This window comes from Mesorhizobium shangrilense (assembly GCF_040537815.1).
Lineage (GTDB): Bacteria > Pseudomonadota > Alphaproteobacteria > Rhizobiales > Rhizobiaceae > Mesorhizobium > Mesorhizobium shangrilense.
The window spans coordinates 13,189-35,563 of sequence record NZ_JBEWSZ010000016.1 but is presented as its reverse complement, the minus strand read 5'-3'; the positions used below and the strand labels follow the sequence as shown (position 1 = coordinate 35,563).

The 22,375-nt window shown below is 61.0% G+C and carries 17 protein-coding genes and 4 pseudogenes; 14 read left to right on the top strand and 7 right to left on the bottom strand.

Features of this window, described 5'->3' with window-relative positions; genetic code table 11:
* Positions 1 to 420: 420 nt before the first annotated feature.
* Positions 421 to 1,569: pseudogene (locus ABVQ20_RS39310) on the top strand (IS701 family transposase); the annotation flags it as partial.
* Between the two features lie 629 nt (positions 1,570 to 2,198).
* Here the strand turns inward: ABVQ20_RS39310 and ABVQ20_RS39305 are convergent.
* Positions 2,199 to 2,651 (bottom strand): annotated as a pseudogene (locus ABVQ20_RS39305) (carbohydrate kinase family protein); the annotation flags it as partial.
* Positions 2,652 to 3,359: 708 nt separating this feature from the next.
* Here ABVQ20_RS39305 and ABVQ20_RS39300 point away from each other — a divergent pair.
* From ABVQ20_RS39300 to panD, 12 genes are all read left to right on the top strand, one after another.
* On the top strand, positions 3,360 to 3,614 hold the full coding sequence (locus tag ABVQ20_RS39300; RefSeq protein WP_354465163.1) for an exopolysaccharide production repressor protein: 255 nt from the start codon (positions 3,360 to 3,362) through the stop codon (positions 3,612 to 3,614).
* A gap of 477 nt (positions 3,615 to 4,091) precedes the next feature.
* Positions 4,092 to 4,421 carry a hypothetical protein gene (locus ABVQ20_RS39295; RefSeq protein WP_354465162.1) on the top strand — a complete coding sequence of 110 codons (330 nt, stop codon included), beginning with the start codon at positions 4,092 to 4,094 and terminating at the stop codon, positions 4,419 to 4,421.
* A gap of 381 nt (positions 4,422 to 4,802) precedes the next feature.
* A complete protein-coding gene (locus ABVQ20_RS39290) occupies positions 4,803 to 5,765 on the top strand; it encodes an NUDIX hydrolase (protein WP_354465161.1) in 963 nt (320 codons plus the stop codon).
* 63 nt (positions 5,766 to 5,828) lie between these two features.
* A complete protein-coding gene (gene nadA / locus ABVQ20_RS39285; protein ID WP_354465160.1) occupies positions 5,829 to 6,803 on the top strand; it encodes a quinolinate synthase NadA in 975 nt (324 codons plus the stop codon).
* A gap of 19 nt (positions 6,804 to 6,822) precedes the next feature.
* Complete coding sequence (locus ABVQ20_RS39280; RefSeq protein ID WP_354465159.1) at positions 6,823 to 8,361, top strand: L-aspartate oxidase; 1,539 nt, start codon at positions 6,823 to 6,825, stop codon at positions 8,359 to 8,361.
* Between the two features lie 2 nt (positions 8,362 to 8,363).
* On the top strand, positions 8,364 to 9,218 hold the full coding sequence (gene nadC / locus ABVQ20_RS39275) for a carboxylating nicotinate-nucleotide diphosphorylase (protein ID WP_354465158.1): 855 nt from the start codon (positions 8,364 to 8,366) through the stop codon (positions 9,216 to 9,218).
* 47 nt (positions 9,219 to 9,265) lie between these two features.
* Positions 9,266 to 10,264, top strand: a complete 999-nt coding sequence (gene bioB, locus ABVQ20_RS39270; RefSeq protein WP_435528515.1) for a biotin synthase BioB — start codon at positions 9,266 to 9,268, stop codon at positions 10,262 to 10,264.
* Complete coding sequence (locus ABVQ20_RS39265; RefSeq protein ID WP_354465157.1) at positions 10,261 to 11,400, top strand: 8-amino-7-oxononanoate synthase; 1,140 nt, start codon at positions 10,261 to 10,263, stop codon at positions 11,398 to 11,400. The genes bioB and ABVQ20_RS39265 overlap by 4 nt, the downstream gene beginning before the upstream one ends.
* The gene (bioD, locus tag ABVQ20_RS39260) at positions 11,397 to 12,032 is read left to right on the top strand and encodes a dethiobiotin synthase (protein ID WP_354465156.1); all 636 of its coding nucleotides are present in this window, start codon (positions 11,397 to 11,399) and stop codon (positions 12,030 to 12,032) included. Before ABVQ20_RS39265 ends, bioD begins: the two co-directional genes overlap by 4 nt.
* Positions 12,032 to 13,297 carry an adenosylmethionine--8-amino-7-oxononanoate transaminase gene (locus tag ABVQ20_RS39255; RefSeq protein ID WP_354465155.1) on the top strand — a complete coding sequence of 422 codons (1,266 nt, stop codon included), beginning with the start codon at positions 12,032 to 12,034 and terminating at the stop codon, positions 13,295 to 13,297. Before bioD ends, ABVQ20_RS39255 begins: the two co-directional genes overlap by 1 nt.
* Positions 13,294 to 14,277 (top strand): 3-oxopimeloyl-[acyl-carrier-protein] synthase BioZ, encoded by a 984-nt coding sequence (gene bioZ / locus ABVQ20_RS39250; RefSeq protein ID WP_354465154.1) that lies wholly within the window; start codon positions 13,294 to 13,296, stop codon positions 14,275 to 14,277. Before ABVQ20_RS39255 ends, bioZ begins: the two co-directional genes overlap by 4 nt.
* Before the next feature lie 52 nt (positions 14,278 to 14,329).
* On the top strand, positions 14,330 to 14,782 hold the full coding sequence (panD, locus tag ABVQ20_RS39245; protein WP_354465153.1) for an aspartate 1-decarboxylase: 453 nt from the start codon (positions 14,330 to 14,332) through the stop codon (positions 14,780 to 14,782).
* Between the two features lie 1,085 nt (positions 14,783 to 15,867).
* Here panD and ABVQ20_RS39240 read toward each other — a convergent pair.
* A pseudogene (locus tag ABVQ20_RS39240) lies at positions 15,868 to 15,966 on the bottom strand (AsnC family transcriptional regulator); the annotation flags it as partial.
* Between the two features lie 159 nt (positions 15,967 to 16,125).
* On the opposite strand from ABVQ20_RS39240, the gene ald reads away from it, so the two are divergent.
* Positions 16,126 to 17,241 carry an alanine dehydrogenase gene (ald, locus tag ABVQ20_RS39235; RefSeq protein ID WP_354465152.1) on the top strand — a complete coding sequence of 372 codons (1,116 nt, stop codon included), beginning with the start codon at positions 16,126 to 16,128 and terminating at the stop codon, positions 17,239 to 17,241.
* A gap of 786 nt (positions 17,242 to 18,027) precedes the next feature.
* Here the strand turns inward: ald and ABVQ20_RS39230 are convergent.
* From ABVQ20_RS39230 to ABVQ20_RS39210, 5 genes and pseudogenes are all read right to left on the bottom strand, one after another.
* The gene (locus ABVQ20_RS39230) at positions 18,028 to 18,249 is read right to left on the bottom strand and encodes a hypothetical protein (protein ID WP_354465151.1); all 222 of its coding nucleotides are present in this window, start codon (positions 18,247 to 18,249) and stop codon (positions 18,028 to 18,030) included.
* A gap of 351 nt (positions 18,250 to 18,600) precedes the next feature.
* Positions 18,601 to 18,876 (bottom strand): DsbA family protein, encoded by a 276-nt coding sequence (locus ABVQ20_RS39225; protein WP_354465150.1) that lies wholly within the window; start codon positions 18,874 to 18,876, stop codon positions 18,601 to 18,603.
* Between the two features lie 1,023 nt (positions 18,877 to 19,899).
* Positions 19,900 to 20,424, bottom strand: a complete 525-nt coding sequence (locus tag ABVQ20_RS39220; RefSeq protein ID WP_354465149.1) for a hypothetical protein — start codon at positions 20,422 to 20,424, stop codon at positions 19,900 to 19,902.
* A gap of 862 nt (positions 20,425 to 21,286) precedes the next feature.
* Complete coding sequence (gene pmtA, locus ABVQ20_RS39215; protein ID WP_184877978.1) at positions 21,287 to 21,883, bottom strand: phospholipid N-methyltransferase PmtA; 597 nt, start codon at positions 21,881 to 21,883, stop codon at positions 21,287 to 21,289.
* Positions 21,884 to 21,955: 72 nt separating this feature from the next.
* Positions 21,956 to 22,358: pseudogene (locus ABVQ20_RS39210) on the bottom strand (hypothetical protein); the annotation flags it as partial.
* Between the last annotated feature and the right edge of the window lie 17 nt (positions 22,359 to 22,375).

The window sequence follows — 22,375 nt, the reverse complement described above, 5'->3', positions numbered from 1 at the left end:
CTCCCATCCGACAACACAAGAGAACGTCGTGGGCCATAGAGTTGGGAAACTGCTAGCGCGACTACTCACGGACAATACTTCGAACATGTCGGATTCATGTAAAGAATACACGAAGTCCTGACTCACATATGACCAGCGTTTATTACGTGTGGCTAATGTTGTGACGTGATACCCAAAGCCATTCTCGCGTCGATGCTTACACTTTCGATTGCGTCTGGGTTATGGCAATCAGGATTTGCCAAGTCAAGCTTGTTTCGAACAAGATAATATGAGATTTGTGTGACGCCTAAATTGCCGCCATGTCCTTACTGCTATCGGCAAAAAGCAATCGAGAAAGAGATAAGTATTACAATTGCATTTCATAGGTGAAGTACTTATTTCTTCGATTCCGTGACGGGCGGCCAAAAGGGGTTATTGGCGATGGTTCAATCGATTGAAACGACATTCGAGATATGGGCCTCATCAATACGCGAGGTGAAGGCCCGGATCAGCGGGCTTTTCCCTCAGGAACGCGTGGCGATTTCGGCAGGACTGTTCCTTGAAGGCCTGCTCCGGGACGAGCATCGCAAGACCGGTTGGATGCGGGCCGAGGCTGCGGGTGACCCCGGGCCGTGGCGCCAACAGGCCATTCTCGGAAGGGCAAAATGGGACGCAGACGCCTTACGCGACATCGTGCGCAAATACGCGCTTGAAACGCTGGCCGACAACGAAGCGGTCCTCGTGATCGACGAGACGGGTTTCATCAAGCAAGGCAACACTTCGTGCGGAGTAGCGCGGCAGGTCGACGGCTCGACTGGCAAGATAGCCAACTGCCAGATCGGCGTGTTTGCGGCCTATGCATCCAGGCACGGGCATGCTTTCGTTGATCGCGCGCTGTATCTTCCGAGGGCCTGGACGGATGACCCTGCCCGCTTGGCGCGGACCCAGGTGCCTGCCGGCAAGACTTTCGCAACAAAGTCCCGCCTGGCACTGGATATGATCGCACGCACCGTCGCTGCCGACGTACCCTTAAGCTGGGTAGCCACTGACCGCATCTACGCTAGCGTCGACATCGAAATGACCCTGCGAGGCCGGTGCAAGGGCTATGTGCTCGCCGTCAACGCTAACCATCATTTCGCTTCCCGAAATCGCTTCTTCCCAGTAGGCGGCACGGCCGAAGATATCGCAGGGAATCTCGACCCCTCCCTCTGGCGGAGCTTGCCCCAAGGAGAGGCGCTCCAGGGCTCGGAATCATGGGCTTACTGCCCGTTCACTAACTTGGACGTCGCGGAATACGATAAAACGCGCTCCGGGCTCTGGACGCCAGGGCTCTTGATCCGACGCGATGCGAACCACGCTCTCTGCTACTTTTCAACCTGGTCTCCAGCGGGAACCGAGATCGAAACACTGGTCGCAGTGCAGCAATGTTGCAGGATTATCGAGGAAGGCCTTCGCACGGCGAAGAACGAACTGGGCCTCGACCATAACGAAACCCGCTCTTGGCACGGATGGCATCGCCACGTCTCGATGGTCATGCTCGCATTCGCGATGGTGTCGACCGTTCGTCACAAGGCAAGCCACGAGTCCCCGGGAGCGGTCGGAAGGCTCATGGGGACTAGTCACCGATTCGAACGCCTGCTGAGGACTCCCAGGAAGCCGAAACCGGGATCGCTCGGGGCCGTCGCCGCCCTCCCACGGCAAGATCAATCCAGTGAATGTCGCCGCAAGCCCTTCCCGCCGGTCGAAAAGCAATAGTAACGTGAGGTTCAAACCTGAAATTATCCGTGAAAAGGAGCCCTCAGCCGCCATTCGAATCGAGGCCGGAAGGCCGGATTCGCCTGGATCGGCAGAAATGAAGAGATGGTCATGCGACAAAATGCCGTAACCGGTGTGCCCCAGTTCACGATAACGACTTGGCCGAGGGCGACGCTACTAAACGCGCGCGGAGTCGGGTTTGTGACTTGGGCGACGTTCGGTCATCCTTTGGGAGCAAACCGTTTGGGGCTGGGATTCCAGTGAAACAGTCCAGAAAGTTCGAGAACTTCACTACAGCTGAGCTTAGCGTCGAGCCTTCCTTAGCTGAATCAAAAGCAACCACCGTGCACCGGACGAAAACGCACGTGCCTGCCTTTTCGAGCTCAAACACACTGAGAGCCTGCGAAGGCTGGGTCGCGAACCTGCCGTTTACCTCAGACAGCCTTCAGCAACACTGCTTGCTCGGTCTCGCGGCAGCGGTAGCTGTCGCGCGGCGAGTCCCACAGATAACCCACGAAATGGGTGATCTTGGCGCCCGAAGCCTTGTCGGTCTCAAGATCCTACGGTCCGAGCTCGAGGCAAGCGCCCAGATATGTGTTCATCGAGCGCGCCGTCGGAGGCCCGCCCTTGAGTGGTTTGGTGTCGAAAGCGACGCCCTGAGCATGGATGTCATGTGCACAGATTTCGCCGAGAACACCGTTGGAGACCTTGCCGAAGCTGGCGACGTCTGCCGCCGTGTTACCGGCGCTGCCGCCGGACGCCTCGAACGCCAGGCCAATGCGGCTGGCGGCGCGCTGGGTGTCGATGAGGTTCATCGCGCCCTTGATGATGCCGTTGGTCTCGAGGAATTCCTCGTCGCACTGGGTGATGATCTCGACAAGGGCATTGCCGATGCAAAGCACGTCATGATCCGGCATCAATGTCTCCGCCAAAAACCCAGCCGGCTTCTTGCCACGCCACGGGCGCGGGTCTAGCGATTCGTTGCGTTCTCGCTCACGAAAGATGCGGTCCATGGAGTTCTTTCGTTTCGGAATTTTGGTAATTGGTCGGAGCGAGGAAAGCAGGTCGATGGGAAGTTTCAAGGTCGAAGAGATGGACGGCACGAAGATCATCCGTAGCGTGCATGTCGAGGCACAAAGCCATGTTCACGCAGTGGTGAAAGCGATCCCGCGACCGCTCAAGCCTGGTCGAGTACGCGATAGGCCGTGGATACGCGTTACCGACTCTAATAGTATGTCCAGAGAGTTTTCCAGCGGAGACTAGACTGAGCCATGTTGCCCCCCTCGCTCATGAGCTTATTGATATTGTTCCTATTGTCCTGTGGAATGCTGACGCTTGGAGGAATGCGCGGTTACGATTTGTTCGATGATGGGAAATCTGGCCGAAGCGGGGACGAGACGTGTGTGTTCTGGATCGTCGTAACCGTCTTCGCGATAGGATTCGCCACTTGGTGGAGAGTGTAGTCTTCTCAGAACGTTGCAGTCATTGTACTTTTTCGGATGATATACCATCCCATTGGAGCAATATTCTGTGACCCGCTTGCCACCAAATGGAAAAGATGAGACGATAGGCAATGCGATTGGGGCAGACGGACCCTTTTTCTGGGCAGGCGTTTGGAGGGAAGAATGTATTTTCCGAGGTTTGTAGTTAGCGCGACAGTTGTATTAACAGTTCTTCTGATTTTGGCATATTATGTGACCGGATCGTCTTGGTACTCATTGATTTGGACTGCACTCGGCGCTTTGGTCCTGCAACTTGGATACTTTCTGGTTGTTGGTTTCCTCATTTTTCGCAGCGGCGCGGCCAAACTGGAACAATTATCTGCAAGAGACGAAGAACGCGTCAACCTATTTGACGGGACAGGATCGTTGTTCCATTAAATTGAAAATCCGATGTCACACCTTCATCTTGGGATCATGCGCTCAAGTTCCCTTCGATATCCGGGGGCTTCTCCACGATTGTTTAAATAAAAAGAAACTAAATCAAATGCTTACCTGAAATTGAGGTAGCCGGGGCAAAACCGGTGGCAGACGCGGCGTTATGACTCGGGTGTATCGGGTTGGGGTGGGTGGCGGTTTGGCGAGCGGCGTGGTTCCATTCGGCCATAGCGGAGCCACCAGATTCTCGAACGCTGACCCCTGCGGACCTGCTCGACGTGATCCTGCAGTTGCGGGCAGATGTCGCCGGGCTTCGCGCCGAGAATGCGGCTCTGAAGGATGAGATCCGGCGTCTGAAAGGTCTACCGCCGCGCCCGACGCTGAAGCCGGGATGGAGCAGTCGTCTAAGCGGAGCTCACCTGCGGCAACGGGTCCGATGGGGCGTGGCTGAATGCGGTCGGAACACGACGCATAGCGGGCGTGGCAGGCGTGATCGTCGCGGCTGCAGCGCTCAAGGATGTCTCTGCGTTTGCGCACAGCGCTGATAGCTGGACCTATCCACCGGCCTGCTGTCACGGCGACCCGGTGACCGGAGAGTGCGGTAAAATTCCCAGCATAACAGTAACACCGCGACCCTATGGCTATGAGATCATTTTGCGACCAGGCGACCATCGGAAAGTCACTCATCAGAATCGCTACTTCGTGCCATACGACGTGGTCATTCGGTCCGGCGACGACAATTTCCACATCTGCCTGCATCCGACCGAGGAACACGAAAACTGCTTCTTCGCACCTGCAAACGCGATGTAGGCTCCCTTACATCCCATCGATCGAACCTGTGCCCATTGGTGCGAAGAAGCATGTCCATCTGAATCTGTGAAAGGTCTCGAGCTTCACCCCACTGGTCCCCAAGCGGCTACTGATGTTATCACAGCCATTATACATCATAAGTCGGCGCTAATGTAGGCCGGAAGCGCTACACATATGACCCGGCGGTCCCGCACTCGATGGACGCCCCCTTCCCCAAGGTTACCAACCACGGCTGTAGCATTTGGCACATTTTTGTGCAGCCGCGAAAAGCTAAGATCGCGACGACGCGTGGTGTTGACGCGCCCATAATTATCGTACAAACCGAATTAAATCGGTTCAGCCGCCTACGCGGCAAAGCTCTGCCCAACCACTTCGGGGACCATGGACGATCGCGCAAAAGGGATCAGGAAAGGCAAGGCCGCAGTTGAGGCCAACGACGTCAAAGCCGACCTGATCGCCGTCGTTGTGGCAATGAACGGTGGTGGACCTTGCGTTCTCACCGTTGGAGAGGAAGCCGCGCTGCCCTCGGGACCGTTCGAGCTTGCTCATCGTTCGCTGCAGTCGGGCCTTAGGGGATGGGTGGAACAACAGACCGGCCAACCGCTGGGCTATATCGAACAGCTCTACACCTTCGCCGATCGCGACCGGATCGGCGGCGAACAGCGCGTGATTTCGATCAGCTACCTCGCGCTCACGCACCAAGACGAAGCTGGCGGCTCGGCCGGGCGCCACTGGGGAAGCTGGTACGACTATTTCCCGTGGGAGGATCACCGCTCCGGCACACCGGCGGTCGTCCTGGACGAATTGCGGCCGCGCCTCATTGAATGGGCCGATGGCGCTGAGGACGGAGCGATACGCCTCGACCGGCGACGGCGGGCGGCGATCGCCTTTGGGTTCGATGGCCGGTCATGGAATGAAGAGTTTGTGCTGGAGCGCTATGAGCTGCTCTACGAAGCCGCCCTGGTGGAGGAAGCAATACGCGGCGGACATTCCGCGGCGCCCACCTCGGTGTCGGGCAGATCGATGATCGCCGATCATCGCCGCATCCTGGCGACGGGCATTGCGCGGCTGCGCTCCAAGATCAAATACCGGCCCGTCGTGTTCGAGCTGATGCCGCCGGTCTTCACGCTTTTGCAGCTACAGCGCACGGTGGAGGCACTCGCAGGCAGGCTCGTCCGTAAGCCGAACTTTCGCCGGCTGATCGAGCAGCAGGAGCTGGTGGAGGAGACCGGTGAGACGACCGCCGAAACCGGCGGCCGGCCGGCGCAACTTTATCGCTTCCGCCACGCCGTCCTCGATGAGAGACCTGTAGCCGGGACAAAATTGCCGCTCCCGCGGGCTTGACCGCTTATACTCCCCACGAATATATACGCGTTATATTCAGCTGGGATATAACCGGAGGGCTCGATGAGCACCATGCTGCTTTCGGGCGCGTCCCTGTACGACCGCGTCAGGCGCGTGATCCCGCCAGCCGAATGGCTGACGTTCGCTGACGATATCGACGCCATCCTTGAGCTGAAACGGAAGCGCAACGCCGTCATCCTGGCGCATAACTATCAGACGCCGGAGATTTTCCATTGCGTCGCCGACATCGTCGGCGACAGCCTGGCGCTGGCCCGCAAGGCGATGTCAACTGAAGCGGATGTCATTGTGCTCGCCGGCGTGCATTTCATGGCCGAAACAGCGAAGCTGCTCAATCCGCAAAAGACGGTGCTCATTCCCGATCTGCGCGCAGGCTGCTCCCTGGCGGACTCCATTACCGCCGAAGATATCCACCTGCTTAGACAACGCTATCCCGGCGTGCCCGTCGTCACCTACGTCAACACATCGGCCGAGGTGAAGGCCGAGTCCGACATCTGCTGCACGTCGGGTAATGCGAAGGCCGTCGTCGAATCGCTGGGCGTTCCCCAGGTCATCATGCTGCCAGATGAATATCTGGCCCAGAACATCGCCGCCCAAACCGACGTTCAGATCATCGCCTGGAAGGGACATTGCGAGGTTCACGAGCGCTTCACGCGTGCCGACATCCGCCAGTTGCGCGAGGATCATCCCGGTGTGATCGTGCTGGCGCATCCCGAGTGCCCGCCTGAAGTAGTCGCCGAAGCTGACTTCTCCGGTTCTACTGCCGCCATGTCCGACTATGTCGAACGGCAAAAGCCGCCACGCGTCGTCCTGATGACGGAGTGCTCGATGAGCGACAATGTCGCGGTGGACCATCCCGATGTGGAGTTCATACGGCCGTGTAATCTGTGCCCGCATATGAAGCGCATCACGCTGGCCAACATCCGCGCAGCGCTCGAGCAGAACCGGCATGTCGTCACCGTCGAGCCCGCGATCGCCCAGCGCGCGCGGCTTGCCGTCGAGCGGATGCTCGCCGTATGAGACACCCTAAGGTGCACCAGTGAGCGCGGATGTCCGCAGCTTCTTTGGCCGGCCTATTATCATAGGCGGCGGAATTGCCGGATTATTGACTGCGCTTCATCTGGCGGCAGAACCCGTGCTTATTTTGTCTAGGACGCCGCTCGGGTCCGAGGCATCGAGCGCGTGGGCACAGGGCGGACTGGCTGCCAGCTTTGGCGTTGACGACGATCCGGTACTGCATCTCGCCGACACGCTCGCTGCCGGTGATGGACTGTGCGACGCAGAAATCGCAAGCTGCATCCTCAATGCAGCTCCTGACGCGATTGAAGCCCTGGCGAACCTTGGGGCCCGCTTCGATCGGACGCCTGAAGGAGCACTGCTGCTGGGATTGGAGGCCGCCCACGGCCGCCGACGCATCGTCCATGCCGGCGGCGACGGCAGCGGACAGGAAATCATGCGCGCCCTAGTCGAAGCCGTACGTTCTCATCCGTCCATTGTGGTCGTCGAGGGTGTGGAGGCGCGGCGGCTGGCGGTGGAGGACAATACGGTCAGAGGCGTTTGGGCAAGCTGTTCGATGAGTCCTGTGTTCCTGGGTACGGGACGGGTCGTCCTCGCGACCGGCGGAATTGGCGGATTGTTCCTCGACAGCACCAACCCGTTGGGCAGTTGCGGACAGGGCCTGGCGCTTGCGGCGCGCGCCGGTGCTGTCCTTGCCGATCTGGAATTCATCCAGTTTCACCCGACCGCGCTCGACGGGCCGGACCGCCCGATGCCGCTGATCAGCGAAGCGGTTCGCGGCGAAGGCGCGACGATCGTCGACGAGACAGGCCGACGTTTCCTCGAAGATTTGCAGGACGCGGAACTGGCGCCGCGCGACGTTGTGGCGCGCGCCATCTGGACGCATCTTGCGAACGGCCACCGGGTCTTTCTCGACGGACGACAAAAGCCGGGCGCGGCATTCGCACGGCAGTTTCCGACGATCGCATCAACCTGCCGTAGCGCCGGCATCGACCCGGCCCGCGACCTCATTCCCATACGGCCGGCCCAGCACTATCACATGGGCGGCATCGCGGTGGACCGGGACGGTCGTACCTCCGTTGCCGGACTGTGGGCCTGCGGCGAAGTCGCCTCGACCGGGCTGCACGGCGCCAACAGGCTGGCCAGCAACTCGCTGACCGAGGCGGTCGTGTGCGCGCGCTGGGTCGCCGAAAGCGTAGCGGGATCTCCGATTGGTCGCAGAACACGATCAACGGCACGGGAAATTCCCGCTCCCGATCCACTTCCCTCGCGCTCTCTCCTCTCACGCACCCTTGGCGTGAAACGAGATGGCGAGATCTTGCGCGAGGCCGTGAGCGCATTGCTTCCGCTCGCCAAACGTCACGATGCGGCGTCTGATCCCGCAGCAGTTGGACTGATGATCGCGGTTGCCGCCTTGCGGCGCGAAGAAAGCCGCGGCGCTCACTACCGCACGGACTTTCCCGATCGTGCTGCCATCGCCCGCCGTTCCGAATTCACCCTCGATGAAGCCTTAGCGACAGCTCGGGAATTCGCATGTTCGTCAACGCTTGAAGAGGTCTAGCAATGAACCTCTCGCCGCTTCCAGCAATCATGCTTGAGCCTCTGGTGCGGGCAGCCCTTGTCGAAGATCTCGGCCGGGCGGGTGATCTGACGACCGACGCCATCGTGCCGAAGAATCATCGTACGACGACCGTGCTGGTTGCGCGGCAGACCGGGGTTGTCGCCGGGCTCGATCTGGCGATGCTCGCCTTCCGGCTCATCGACCCGAGCGTCGAATTGACCGTGGAGCGGGCAGACGGGAGCGAAGTGGCGCAAGGAGAGGTCATTGCAACGGTGGGCGGTCCCGCCCGGGCCATTCTCACCGCGGAACGAACAGCGCTCAATTTCCTCTGCCATCTAAGCGGCATTGCCACGACGACAGCTTCGATCGTCAATGCAATCCGCGGTCACGGCGCAAAAATCATCTGCACCCGCAAGACGACGCCCGGCTTGCGCGCAGTCGAAAAATACGCCGTGCGCGCCGGAGGCGGCGCCAATCACCGCTTCGGCCTCGACGACGCCATCCTGATCAAGGACAACCACATCGCCATCGCCGGCGGGATCCGCCCGGCGATCAAGAGCGTGCGGGCAAGTGCAGGTCATCTGGTCAAAATCGAAGTCGAGGTCGATACGCTGACGCAACTGGAAGAGGCGCTGGCGCTGGCCCCCGACGCTATTCTGCTCGATAACATGTCGGTTGAGGAATTGCGCCAGGCGGTGTCGATGGTGGCCGGTCGAGCCATCACCGAAGCATCGGGCCGGATCACGGCCGCGACGGCGCCAGCCATCGCGGCGACCGGTGTCGATCTGATTTCCATCGGCTGGCTGACCCACAGCGCGCCGATCCTTGACATCGGACTGGATTATCAAGGGCTGTGACCAGCGATGGTCATCGGACTGGACGCGCCGAGAGGAAAAGGATGAACATGCACGCCACCGACCCGGCCCATAACATCTCACAGGCGCAATCCAACGATGACGGGATGTGGACCCTGGAGAAGGCCCGGGCTGTTCACGATGCACCTTTCAACAATCTGCTCTTCCTGGCGCAAACCGTTCACCGGCAGAATTTCGAACCCAACAAGGTCCAGCTCAGCCGACTTCTCAGCATCAAGACAGGTGGATGTCCGGAGGATTGCGGCTATTGCAGCCAGTCGGCGCATCACGAAACCGGCCTGAAGGCGTCCAAGCTGATAGAGGTCAGGCGCGTCATCGCCGAGGCGACCAAGGCGCGTGATGCGGGCGCCACCCGATATTGCATGGGTGCCGCGTGGCGAAACCCCAAGACGCGCGACATGGATGCGGTGGTGGCGATGGTCGAAGGCGTCAAGGCGCTCGGCATGGAAACCTGCATGACACTCGGCATGCTCGATCTCGAGCAGACCGCTCGGCTGAAACAGGCGGGTCTCGACTATTACAACCACAACATCGATACGTCGGAACGCTACTACAGCGAGATCATCGGCACGCGCAGTTTTGCTGACCGGCTCGAAACGCTCGAGCTCGTCCGCCAATCCGGCATCAAGGTCTGCTGCGGTGGTATTGTCGGCATGGGCGAAGAGCCGGTGGACCGGATCGACATGCTGGTGACGCTGGCCAATCTGCCGGAACATCCCGAAAGCGTTCCGATCAACATGCTGATCCCGATCGCCGGCACCCCGCTTGCCGAGGCCAAGCCGATCGAGCCGATCGAATTCGTGCGCGTGATCGCGCTGGCGCGCATCATGATGCCGAAATCGCATGTCCGACTTTCGGCCGGCCGCATCGCCATGACAGATGAAATGCAGGCGCTGTGCTTCTTTGCCGGCGCCAACTCGATCTTCGTCGGCGACACGCTGCTGACGGCGAACAATCCCGGCGAAGACAAGGATAGCCTCCTGTTCCGCCGCCTTGGCATCGAGCCGATGGAACTTGAGGCGCAATGAACGGGGCACCACTTGCCCGCTACGACGCGACCTTGCAGGGACTGGCGCGCAAGGACCGGTTGCGGACACTGTCGCCGCGCGCCGGCCTCGATTTCTCGTCGAACGACTATCTCGGGCTTGCCCCCTCGAGGAGGCTTGGCGATGCGGTAGCGGCGGCGATCGCGCGGGGCACACCGGTTGGCGCCACCGGGTCGCGGCTGTTGCGCGGCAATGCACCGGAACATGAGCAACTGGAGGCGGACGCGGCGACGTTCTTTGGCGCCGAACGCGCACTGTTCTTCGGCAGCGGCTACATCGCCAACTTCGCACTCCTGACCGCCCTGCCGCAGAAGGGCGACCTGCTGGTCCTCGACGAGCTCGCCCATGCCAGCATGCACGAGGGCGCCCAGGCCGGCCGCGCGCAGTTCGTGCTGGCCGCGCACAACGACATCAATGCCATCGAGGATGCGATCACGCGCTGGCGCGCCGAAGGCGGCACGGGGCGCGTCTGGATCGCGGTCGAAAGCCTCTACAGCATGGATGGCGACCGCGCGCCGATGAAGGGCCTGGTTGCGCTTGCCGACCGGCACGAGGCATTCCTCGTCGTCGACGAGGCGCATGCCACCGACGTCTGGGGACCGGACGGCCGGGGACTGGCCGCCGCATTCGAGGGCCGCGACAACACCATTGCGCTCCATACCTGCGGCAAGGCGCTCGGCGCGTCTGGCGCACTGGTCACCGGACCGGGAACGCTGTGCGATTATCTCGTCAACCGTTGCCGGCCATTCATATACGCTACCGCGCCATCGCCGCTGATGGCGGTCGCGGCGCGCGAAGCGCTCGCCATACTGTCCGACGAGCCGCTGCGCCGCGTTCAGCTGCATGAGCGCATCGCCTTGGCGGGCCGTCAATTGGCCGAGCGCTGCGGCGTTCTACCGAGCGGCTCGCAGATCCAGCCAGTTGTGATCGGCGACGTCAGGCGCACCATGGCGGTGGCGGCGGCACTGCAGGCGCGCGGCTTCGACATACGCGGCATTCGTCCGCCGACTGTGCCCGAGGGCACGTCGCGTCTGCGCATTTCGCTGACGCTGAATGTCGACGAAGCCGACATTTCGGCGATGGTCGAGGCACTTGCCGAGGTGCTAGGCTCGGCATGACCAAACGCATCGTCATCACCGGAACCGACACCGGAATTGGCAAGACCGTGTTTTCGGCTGGGCTCGTCGGCCTGCTCGATGGCTTCTACTGGAAACCGGTTCAATCAGGTCTCGACGACGAGACCGACAGCGAGGCGGTTGCGCGGCTTGCCGGCCTGCCGCCAGGGCGCGTGCTGCCGGAAGTCTACCGCTTGAGCAAGCCGCTGTCGCCGCATCGTTCGGCTGAGATCGACGGCGTCGCGATCGAGGCGGCAAGGCTCTCGCTTCCAGTCTTGCCGGGTCCGCTCGTCATCGAAGGCGCCGGCGGCCTGATGGTGCCGCTCAACCGGCAGACAAAGTTCATCGACATATTCGCGCAGTGGCGGCTGCCGATCATTCTGTGCGCCCGCACGGCGCTGGGCACAATCAACCACACGCTCCTTTCAATCGAGGCGCTGCGGGCCCGCTCCATCCCGATCATCGGCCTCGCCTTCATTGGCGAGGAGGTGGCCGACACGCAAAAGACCATCGTGGAATTCAGCGGGGTGCCACAGCTCGGCAGGCTGCCGCTGCTCGATCCGCTGACGAGCGAAACGCTGAGAGAAGCGATGGTTGCCGGCTTTGACCTTGCCTCGATTGCCGGAGGCGAATGATGTCGCAGTCTCAAGTCTGGCATCCGTTCACGCAGCACGCGCTTGAGCCGGCGATCCCAGAAATCGTCCTGACGGAAGGCGCCTATCTCCACAAGGCGGACGGCACGCGCATCCTGGACGCCATCTCTTCCTGGTGGGTCGTCACCCATGGCCACCGGCATCCCCGCATCATGAAGGCCATCGAGAAGACCGCATCGAGCCTCGACCAGATCATCTTCGCAGGCTTCACGCACGAGCCGGCCGAACGCCTGGCCAGAGCGCTCGTCGGTCTCGCTCCCTCCGGACTAGACTGGGTGTTTTATTCCGACAGCGGCTCGACCTCGGTCGAAGTCGCGCTGAAGATGGCGCTCGGCTATTTCCGCAACATCGGCGCGCCGCGCTCGCGCATCGTCGTTATGGAGCACAGCTATCATGGCGACACGATCGGCACGATGAGCGTCGGCGCCCGCGGCGTGTTCAACGCTGCCTACGAACCGCTGCTGTTCGAGGTCGACACCATCCCCTTCCCGGCCGCGGGGCGAGAGCAGGAGACGCTGGATCGATTCGAGGCAGTCTCCCGTGACCGACACGCCGCCGCGCTGATCGTCGAGCCGCTGGTGCTTGGCGCCGGCGGCATGCTGATGTATCCGGCCTGGGTTCTGGCCGAATTGAAGAAGATCGCCGAGACCTCCGGCACGCTGCTGATCGCCGACGAAGTGATGACCGGCTGGGGGCGCACCGGAACCATGTTCGCCTGCGAGCAGGCATCCATCTCTCCGGATATCCTGTGCACCTCGAAAGGGCTGACGGGCGGCGTGATCCCGCTGGCCGCCACGCTCGCCACCGATGCCATCTTCCAGGCCCATTATTCCGAGGACAGGAAGAAGACGTTTTTCCACTCGAGTTCCTACACCGCCAATCCGATCGCCTGTGCGGCCGCACTCGCCAATGTCGAGATCTGGCACGACGAACCGGTGGCCGAGCGGATCGCGGCCCTGAGCGCGAGGCAGGCCGCCGGGCTTCAACGCTTTCGCGACAACCCTCGCTTCACCGACAGCCGGGCGACCGGGACGATCACGGCTCTCGACCTGCGTACAGGCTCCGCCGGCTATCTGGCCGACATCGGGCCGAAACTGCGCGCATTCTTCCTCGAGCGCGGACTGCTCGTGCGTCCGCTCGGCAATGTCCTCTATCTTCTGCCGCCCTATTGCATCACCGGCGACGAGCTCGACGGGCTCTATGACGCCATCGAGGAGGCCGGCGAGCGTTTCGGCGCCAAGCCGTGAGCAGGTCGTCGCGCCTTCTCGGGTTTGGTCATCATGCGCCCGCGCGCAAGGTCGAGAACCCGGAGATCGAAAACAGTCTCGGGCTAGAGCCCGGCTGGATCGAGCGGCGCACCGGAATTCGTTCGCGCTTCTGGGCAACGGACGAAGACACGCTGTCGGGCCTTGCCGCGCAGGCCGGCGACATGGCGCTGGCGAATGCCGGCATCGCCCGGGGCGACATTGGTCTTTTGTTGCTTGCCACCTCGACACCCGACCATCTGCTTCCGCCCAGTGCACCCCTGGTCGCGCACAAGCTCAGCCTTGGCCGCGCAGGTGCGGTCGACCTCGCTGGTGCCTGCGCCGGCTTCATCTATGCGCTGATGTTCGCCGATGGATTCACCCGCCTGCACGGCAAACCAGCGCTGGTCATCGCCGCCAACATCCTCAGCCGCCGCATCAACCCAGCCGAGCGCGCAAGCTCGGTCCTTTTCGCCGATGCCGCGGGTGCCCTGGTGATTGGTCCGTGCGAGGACCCGGAGCGGGGCATCCTCGGCGCCTCGGTGGATTCGGACGGCTCACGCTACGGGCTGATCCAGATTCCGGCGGGCGGTAGCAACATGCCGTTCCACGGCGGCCTCGACCTCGGGGAAACCCGGATGACGATCGCTGATGGCCGCGAAGTGTTCGCCAGGGCCGTGGACATGATGACTGCATGTTCAAAGGACGCGCTCGCCGCGGCCCAATTGCAGCCGCAGGACATCGATCGGTTCGTGCCGCACCAGGCCAATGCCCGCATTTTCGATGCGGTCGGACGAAACCTTGGCATAGCGGATCAAGCCATCGTCAAGACGATCGCCGACTACGGCAACTCTTCAGCCGCGACGATCCCGCTCTCGCTCTCGCTGGCCCATCAGACCGAGCCGTTTCGACCAGGTGAGAAAATCCTTCTGGCAGCAGCGGGCGCCGGTCTCAGCGGCGGTGCCCTCGCCGTCGGAATTTAGCGAGGCGACCCGGCTGCCAAGATTGACCTTGTGAATAGGGACAACAGAACCAATGCGAAAACTCGTCGCCGGCAAGCTGCACGGCATCTACGTCACCGAAGCGAACCTCAACTACCACGGTTCGATAACGCTGGACCCTGACCACTGCGAAGCAGCTGGAATCCTGCCGATGGAATTCGTGGACATATGGAACAAGAATTCCGGTGCGCGGATTTCGACCTATGTCATTCTGGGCGAGCGCGGGTCACGATGCTGCATCCTCAATGGTGCTGCCGCTCGCACCTGCCAGCCCGACGACCAGATCATCGTCTGCAACTCCATCTACCTGGACGAAGCGCATATCACCTCGCTAAAACCGCGGATCGTAACGTTCGACCAGGACAATCACATACTCGACCGCCTGAGCTACTCCGTCGATCTTGACGCAGAAGGCCGTTACAGTTTCTCCATCCTTGACGAGGCGAATGAGGCGTTGGCCATTCCTGCCCTGGTCTCCGGGGCTTGACTCCCGCCGCACATCTGAGAGGGCCTCTCCTCCCCGTTGCAATTCGCCCAGCGCTGAAGAGAGGACCTAAGCCTCACGCATCAATGACACTCCAGCTTTGAGGAGAGCCTCGTCGCGCCTTTCGCAAAAGGGGGCTTTCGTGAGATCGCGCAATGTCCGCATCTCCGCGGTTGAGCCAACAGCCACGCGGCTCCAGTCTGAGTCAGTTGCGGTGGCGGCTTGCAAATTCTTACTGCCTTTTCCGGCACCGCGGCCGGGTCCTTGACGACCTGGCTTTTCATGATCTTGGCCGCCGTGTCGATCAAGCAGGTCACATGGCTAGCCTGAGAGCCGCAAGCAGCATTGAAATAGACGTTCGGGAATATGCTTCTTCCGGTGGCGCCAAGGCTCACCAGCCATCCAAGGTCTCCCCAAATCCGGTGCTGACATCAGCGCTCGTCAATCGGTGGCTTGCTAGCAAGGCCGAGCCTGGCCCGTTGGTCATCGGCGAAATTCTCGGCGGGACACTGTGTCGTGAACCGATGAATCGTCAGTTTGCCGTCCTCAATAATATGAACGGCCCATCCCCCACCGCAACGCTTGACGCGCACGTCATTAGGTTCGCCAGCCACCATTGCTGCCCCTCATTTTCGTCGCCCTGGACCGAGAATGGAAGTCGTTCCCCGCACAGCGAAAAACACGAGAGCTTACGTAGCGTCAAGCGCGGATTTTCTGATCGCTGATCGTTTGTAAATTTAACCACGGCGGCAATTTAGGCGCCGAACGCCCGGGTGCGCGGCATCCTGCACTCGGATCGATTTAGATGCCCAAATTTTGCATGTTAATGCGGCCTTAATTATCCGCAGCTAATGTGAGTGGGAACGCGTATTCAGTTCGAGTAGCTCTGCAGAAAGCCCGCCGCTCTTGCCCCCAAGAGTGGCGGGTTTTTCGGCTGTGAAAACGCTGGCGCGTGCTTTCAGTCAATCTAATCGCTGCGCCGCAAACAGGTCGCGACTGGTGGGCAGCAGGACATCGTCGGCAAGCCGTGGTTTGCAGCAGCGCGTCACGATCGCCCCACTCGTTTTGTCAAGCCGTCATGCAGAGCAACGGTTCAAGCCGGACTGAATCCGGCGAGCATCGTTCGATGTCCGACCATCCTTCTGCAATGTCTCGAGAATGGCGATATCGATCCTGTCGAGCGGCATTTTTCGCGATTCCTGCGACAACATGGCAATTTCGCGCAACGATTATCGAATCTCGCCCTCCTGCGCAAGCGCATTCGCAAACACTTGCGCAACGATTCGTGGTTCACTGAGCCTAGACAGGGAACGCGCCCTCAAAGGGCCGGATCAGGATATAAAAAGATGCGCGTCGGCTGCCCCAAGGAAATCAAGAACCATGAGTATCGCGTCGGCCTCACGCCAGGCTCGGTCCGCGAATATGTCGCGCACGGCCACGAAGTGCTGGTCGAGGCAGGCGCCGGTGCCGGCATCGGTGCTGATGACAACGCGTATCGCGCCGCCGGCGCCACCATCGCCAAGACCGCCGCCGACGTGTTTGCCAAGTCCGACATGATCGTGAAGGTCAAGGAGCCGCAGCCCAACGAATGGGTGCAGCTGCGCGATGGCCAGATCCTCTACACCTATCTGCATCTCGCTCCGGATCCGGAACAGACCAAGGGCCTGCTCGCTTCCGGCGTGACCGCAATCGCCTACGAAACCGTCACCGACGATCGCGGCGGCTTGCCGCTGCTGGCGCCGATGTCGGAAGTCGCCGGCCGCCTGTCGATCCAGGCCGGCGCCACGGCGCTGCAGAAGGCCAATGGCGGCCGCGGCGTGCTGCTCGGCGGCGTGCCCGGCGTGCTGCCCGGTAAGGTCACCGTGCTCGGCGGCGGCGTCGTTGGCTTGCATGCCGCCAGAATGGCGGCCGGCCTTGGCGCCGACGTCACCATCATCGACCGCTCGATCCCGCGCCTGCGCCAGCTCGACGACCTCTTCGCCGGCCGCGTGCACACCCGCTACTCCACAGTCGAGGCGCTCGAGGAAGAGTGCTTTTCGGCCGACATCATCGTCGGCGCCGTGCTGATCCCGGGTGCTGCCGCGCCGAAACTCGTCTCGCGCGAAATGCTGTCCGGCATGAAGAAGGGCTCGGTGCTGGTCGACGTCGCCATCGACCAAGGGGGCTGCTTCGAAACCTCGCATGCCACCACCCATGCCGAGCCAACTTACGAGGTCGACGGCGTCATCCACTACTGCGTCGCCAACATGCCGGGCGCAGTGCCGGTCACCTCGGCGCATGCGCTCAACAACGCAACGCTTCACCACGGCCTGCAGCTCGCCGACAAAGGCCTAAAGGCGCTGGTCGACGACCACCACCTGCGCAACGGCCTCAATGTCTACAACGGCAAGATCACCAACCGAGCGGTCGCCGAGGCACTCGGCTACGAACTGGTTGAGCCGAAAGCCGTTCTCGCGGCCTGATTTCACCAAAAAAAGTTTCCTCCCGTCTCGCCCGCCGGTTCGTTCCGGCGGGCTTTTTTTGGCGACGATCGGCAGAGGCGTCTCCCCTCCCCTTTTCGTCAATGTCGCGGTGCAGCTCGTCGGGGCGAAACGCTGGTCGACGATGAAGCTGAACGCGTCCGAACCTGGACATCGCCAGCCGAAATCGCTCGCTTCCTGGTGCGACTGAGGAGCACCCCGGAAGCACGAGCATTCGCCTCTGGCTGTTCGGTGCAATCGTCCCGGTCTCGACCAGACTGTTACTGTGGAACCGATAGGACCTGTCCCGCCGCCTCTTCGGTGGCCAGACAATGTCTCGCGGCGACGAACACACGGACTATCTGTCTCTTCAACGCAGGAGCATTCCGGTGGGTCTAACCCTCTCTGTCAAAGGCCCTTTGCAAAAGACACGCGTGGGGGAGTAGATGTCCAACCGCCGTCCAGGCCAAGAGCCTTTAAAGTAATGGGAGTGCCGTCGGAGAGGGGACCACCATCTGCCCTACCCGCCGAATTACGCAACGGCAAGTGGGACAGCGCTACCAATAAATTAATGCATGAAAAAACCCGCCCATTGCTGGAGCGGGTTCTTGCCTGACATGCGTCGCGCAACCAGCGGTTCGCGGCGGCGGTAAGGCAATCCAGTCACACCGCTCGCCGAACCGCCATCACGGGCTGCCATCAAGGCCCCGCGTCGCGCGCCGCCAGGCTTCGTGCAAGAGAAAAGGCCGCCCGGCCGAAAGCCGAGCGGGCCGCGTCGGGGGACGCCAGTTACTTGCAGTCCTTCAACAGCTTCAGTGCCTTTTCGGCATTGGCCTGGGAATCGTAGGCCTTGGTTCCCGCATCGGTCACCTTCTTGCCGTCCGGCTTCGTGGTGACCACGGAGCATTTCTTGGTTGTGGCGTCCTTTCCAACCCAATACTGGGTGGCGGCAAACGCCGGCATGCTGACGAGCGCGACAACCGAAGCTGTAACCAGAACCTTGCGAATCATAGTGTCCTCCTAAATTAAGCAAGAGCTAATTTCCTTGCGCCGACACAGCTATCCTCGCCATGGTGACCAATCCGTGACGTTCACATAGATCACGAGTATTTGATCGGCTGATCGCGTTCCCTGGCGTACCAAGCGAGCCGCAATCCGACGCGCGCGAGCCAACCACAAGTGACGTAACGTAAAGACTCAGCTAGGTTTGGGTGTGCGGCGGAGCTCTATCCCGCCGTTTGGCCGGCGCCATCAGGCAACTCCCCCTGCTTGGCGCCGGCCATTTTTTTATGGCTTGACCGCATCCGATGCGTGCAGCCTGGGCCCGCGTCGTATCTCACCACAGAGCCCGGTTGCGAGGTGTCAGGACAGGGAGCAAGTGCCGCTCGCGCTTGAGCTGCGCAACCCTGACTTTACCGCCTTCTGTAGCCTGTGCCTGCCATCGGCCCACGCGAAAGCCTCCTCGAGCCTGTCGATGCCCCAGAAGGTCTCGCCGTCCACGACGAAAGCCGGAGAGCCGAAGAAGATGCCGTAGCCGCGCGCCGCATCGGTCTGTGCCTTGAGCCGCTCATGAGCGGACGGCGCGTTGGCTGCGGCGATTGCGGCGTCCACATCTTGGCTGAGCGGGGGGCAGCACATGCTCGAAATGGGCGCGATCGCCCAGCGCCATTCCCTCCAAATACCAAGCCTTGAAGCTCGCCAACGTATAGGCCTCGCACCAGCCCCTTCCGCCGCCACCATAGAAACCCGGTTGGCGAGAAGCCCGGCATCCGTCGGCCAGACCGGCGCCTTGACGAAGGGCACACCATGGGTCGCCGCCCGGCGCGCCACATGTAGGAGACCTTCGCCACCTGCGTGCGGAGCGCTATATTGTTTTCGGCCATCACGGTGCGGACATTGAAAGGCCGCCAGCGCACGGCAACGCCCGCCTCGTTCGCGGTCGCTCCGATGCGCATCACGGAAAGATAGGCATAGCCGCTGCCAAGAAGTAAAAGAAATCGAACTGCCTCACATCGCCCTCGTTGGCTCGCCTCGGCAGTCGAAGCAAGCTGGAACTATAGCAAGAGATGCGGCGCAAATCCATCAAGGGGGCAGTCCAATTGGCGGCCGCCCTGCCCATCCTGCGGCGGTAGGGTGATTGTCATCGAGACCTTTGAGCGCGGTGGCCGGGTGCTGGGATGACGTCGAGCCGCTGGGAAACGTCCCCACCGATCTTCGCCATTTCACTTCGCGCGAGGCCAGGGTCACCGACACTGCCTCAAGGAAAACGTTATCAAGTGGGTTCGTTGCCGCACCTAAAACGTTACCCGTGAAGGCGAATGCCGCCACGATGCTCTCACCACCAAGGAGGCATCATGAAGACGAAGATGACCCGTGCTGTGCGCATGGAACTCGCCAATGTGGTCAGGGGTCGTAATGCGGCCGCAGCGAACAGTGCGACGACGAGATACGCCACAATATCCTGTCGATGAGCGCCGCTACAATCGAAGAGCTTTGCTCTGGACCCCCAGGGATCAGCGAGCCCGAAGTCCGGGTCAGCCTACGCTTGCACGCTGGACATTGCGCCATCACGCGAAAAGCCCGCCGCGCCTTTCGGCGCGGCGGGCCGTCCTCCTTCGAAGCTGGAGTGTCAGCAGCTCCAGGAGGTTTTAGACCCTCTCTTCAGCGCCGAGCGAGTTGCAGGCAAAGTTGACGCAAGTCGCTATCATACGTGCCTTCGTTGTTGATGACCTCGACGCAGCGCTTCTTCATCCGCGCCAACTGGCCGCTCGACAGGTTGGCAGCGATGCCGGGCAGATTGGGGTTGCTGGGAATCCCGATGGTCGTTGGAGTGGTCCCGACGCCAACGCCGACACCCAGACCGGTCCCGGTCCCGACCGCGACGGTGGCGTTGTCGGTCCCGAGAGTTACATTGGCAACCCCGCTTGTTCCGCCGACAGCAGGCGTCACGCCGGAGCTGCCGATTGAGGCAGTTGCGTTGGCGCTATTGGTGCCGATCGAGGCATTGGCACTACCGTTTGCTGGTGTACCGGAACTGCCGACGTTGGCGCTAGCGCTTCCGCCACCGACGGATACTCCGCCGACGCCGCCTACACTAATTCCAGCTGCATTGGCTGGCATGCAAAGAATTGCGAGAACAGCTCCGCTCGCAAGGCTGCCAGCCAAACGTTTAAACATTTCTGTCATTTGAGGCCTCCCTTAAAATTGCGGTACTTGCAAATTCCAAGCACTGCTATCCTGACAACGATGAAGACGAGCCACAGGTTTCATCAGAAAACAATTTTGACTACAACGTGGATGATCATTCCAAAAATCGGATCGACCAAATATAATAAAAGTTTAATTCATCATTTTTTGTAGAGAATGAATGTTCCCACCGGCGATGGGGAGACGAAAGGCAATGGCGCTAGATTGTTGCTGGGCTGCTAAAGGAACACGATCTCTGGGATGGTTCTGGAAATAACTGCTCGGGAAGGCCAAAGTGCAGTTGGCGTGGCAGGTCGCCAGTTCGGATTTAGTGCGCGACGCGAACCGCGCACGTGCCCATTAAGAATCCATACCCGATTTGCTCGAAATTTGCGTACCGGTTGAACTACCTCATCGTGCCACATCTCAGCGGACATCCGGACTGGATGTCAGAAACACGTCACTCACGACACGCGGGGCAGGGTCAAGGGCTGCCCCAAAGCCCACTCCTCAAACTCCCTTCCCGCCCGCGGGTCTTGCTCGGCGTTTATACCCGGCGAGCTCGATTTCGATGCGGTGGTGGTTTTGCTGACCGTTGTCCACAAGGCGAAGCGCGCAGCAGATGAGCTTGCGGCGGGTGCACAACGCGCCCGAACCGCATGCGACGAGAACAGCGATCTTCGATGTTGTCTAAGAGGAGCATCCCCAGGACGGCAAACCGATGTTCGAGGTGCTACGTCGGTTCTATGTAGCCGGTGGTCGGCACGAGATTTCGCACCGATGGCGGCTTCGTGACGTCACCGTTTTTCCTGTGCTTCAGCATGATTGCGATACTCGGCCGTCCTCCGCGGGTCTCGCCCGGTCACACTGCTCGTCGATATGTCCAGAGCTGTGCGGGCGGGATGTTGCGGACGACGAAATCATAGTGAGACACGACGTAGCGGTCGGGCATTTTGATCACCGGCGACAAGGGCCCGTAGGTGATTTGAATCACAGGTCGCCCAGCAGGAATGCGGGCCAGCAAATCCTCGAGCAAGGCAATGCGCTGTTCCATCGGAAAGCTCAACATCGGCACCGCACTTATGACACAGTCGAATTGCTCCCCGCTCCGCTCGGCAAGCACTTCCCCCAGCGCGAACGCATCGCCCAATCGAAAATCCACGCCTGGAAAGCCTCGCGTCAAGCGATGATAGAAATCTTTCGAATATTCGACCGAAATCAGCTGATGCGGCTTGATGCCTCTTTCGAGGATAGCCTTGGTGATGACGCCTGTTCCGGCGCCAAGTTCAAGAACCGGCATTCCCGATGCTGGATTAATCACGCTTGCCATCCGGCGCGCGGCATGCACAGACGTTGGCATGAGCGCCCCCACACGTTTCTTATCCTTCTGCCAGCCCTTGAAGAATTGCACTTCCTCTTCAAACTTCCTGCCGAGGCGCTCCTTCAATCGAAAGACCATATCCACTCCCTGCTACGGCTATTTGCCTGGGTCATGTTGACGACGCACGTTTGTACAAGCCTTGCGGCATTTTCAAGCCCGGTACGACGGGTTCCCATCCGAGAGCGCACTGCAGCGCCATGCAACAGCCGCCATGTAGTGCAGGCCGAACTCGCGCAGCAACTCTTCACCGTAGCGCACGAAGTGGCTTTCGCCGCGGTCTCGCGGTCACGGCAAATCGATGTCGATTGGCCGCGCCGCGCCGCCCTTTTTTGGGCAGGATCAGCATCCGGCCGGCTAGATAGATCACTTCCGCCATGTCGGGGGTGACCATGGTGAGGTTCTCTTCATTGCGCGCCAGCTCTCCTGCATGGAGATCTTGGTCATGGCGTCCAGGACGCCGAGCGCTTCGTCGAGCAGTAGCATTTCGGGCGGTACCGTCAGCGGCCGCCCGATGCCGACGCGCTGCATACCGCCCGAAAAGCTGCCGCGGATAGCCGCGATATTGTCGTG

Bases quoted from the DNA above. Each gene is read 5' to 3' on its own strand.
- ABVQ20_RS39300 (WP_354465163.1), top strand. From the start codon at position 3,360: ATGTATTTTCCGAGGTTTGTAGTTAGCGCGACAGTTGTATTAACAGTT.
- ABVQ20_RS39290 (WP_354465161.1), top strand. From the start codon at position 4,803: ATGGACGATCGCGCAAAAGGGATCAGGAAAGGCAAGGCCGCAGTTGAG.
- nadA (WP_354465160.1), top strand. From the start codon at position 5,829: ATGAGCACCATGCTGCTTTCGGGCGCGTCCCTGTACGACCGCGTCAGG.
- nadC (WP_354465158.1), top strand. From the start codon at position 8,364: ATGAACCTCTCGCCGCTTCCAGCAATCATGCTTGAGCCTCTGGTGCGG.
- bioB (WP_435528515.1), top strand. From the start codon at position 9,266: ATGCACGCCACCGACCCGGCCCATAACATCTCACAGGCGCAATCCAAC.
- ABVQ20_RS39265 (WP_354465157.1), top strand. From the start codon at position 10,261: ATGAACGGGGCACCACTTGCCCGCTACGACGCGACCTTGCAGGGACTG.
- bioD (WP_354465156.1), top strand. From the start codon at position 11,397: ATGACCAAACGCATCGTCATCACCGGAACCGACACCGGAATTGGCAAG.
- ABVQ20_RS39255 (WP_354465155.1), top strand. From the start codon at position 12,032: ATGTCGCAGTCTCAAGTCTGGCATCCGTTCACGCAGCACGCGCTTGAG.
- panD (WP_354465153.1), top strand. From the start codon at position 14,330: ATGCGAAAACTCGTCGCCGGCAAGCTGCACGGCATCTACGTCACCGAA.
- ald (WP_354465152.1), top strand. From the start codon at position 16,126: ATGCGCGTCGGCTGCCCCAAGGAAATCAAGAACCATGAGTATCGCGTC.
- ABVQ20_RS39230 (WP_354465151.1), bottom strand. From the start codon at position 18,249: ATGATTCGCAAGGTTCTGGTTACAGCTTCGGTTGTCGCGCTCGTCAGC.
- ABVQ20_RS39225 (WP_354465150.1), bottom strand. From the start codon at position 18,876: ATGTGCTGCCCCCCGCTCAGCCAAGATGTGGACGCCGCAATCGCCGCA.
- ABVQ20_RS39220 (WP_354465149.1), bottom strand. From the start codon at position 20,424: ATGACAGAAATGTTTAAACGTTTGGCTGGCAGCCTTGCGAGCGGAGCT.
- pmtA (WP_184877978.1), bottom strand. From the start codon at position 21,883: ATGGTCTTTCGATTGAAGGAGCGCCTCGGCAGGAAGTTTGAAGAGGAA.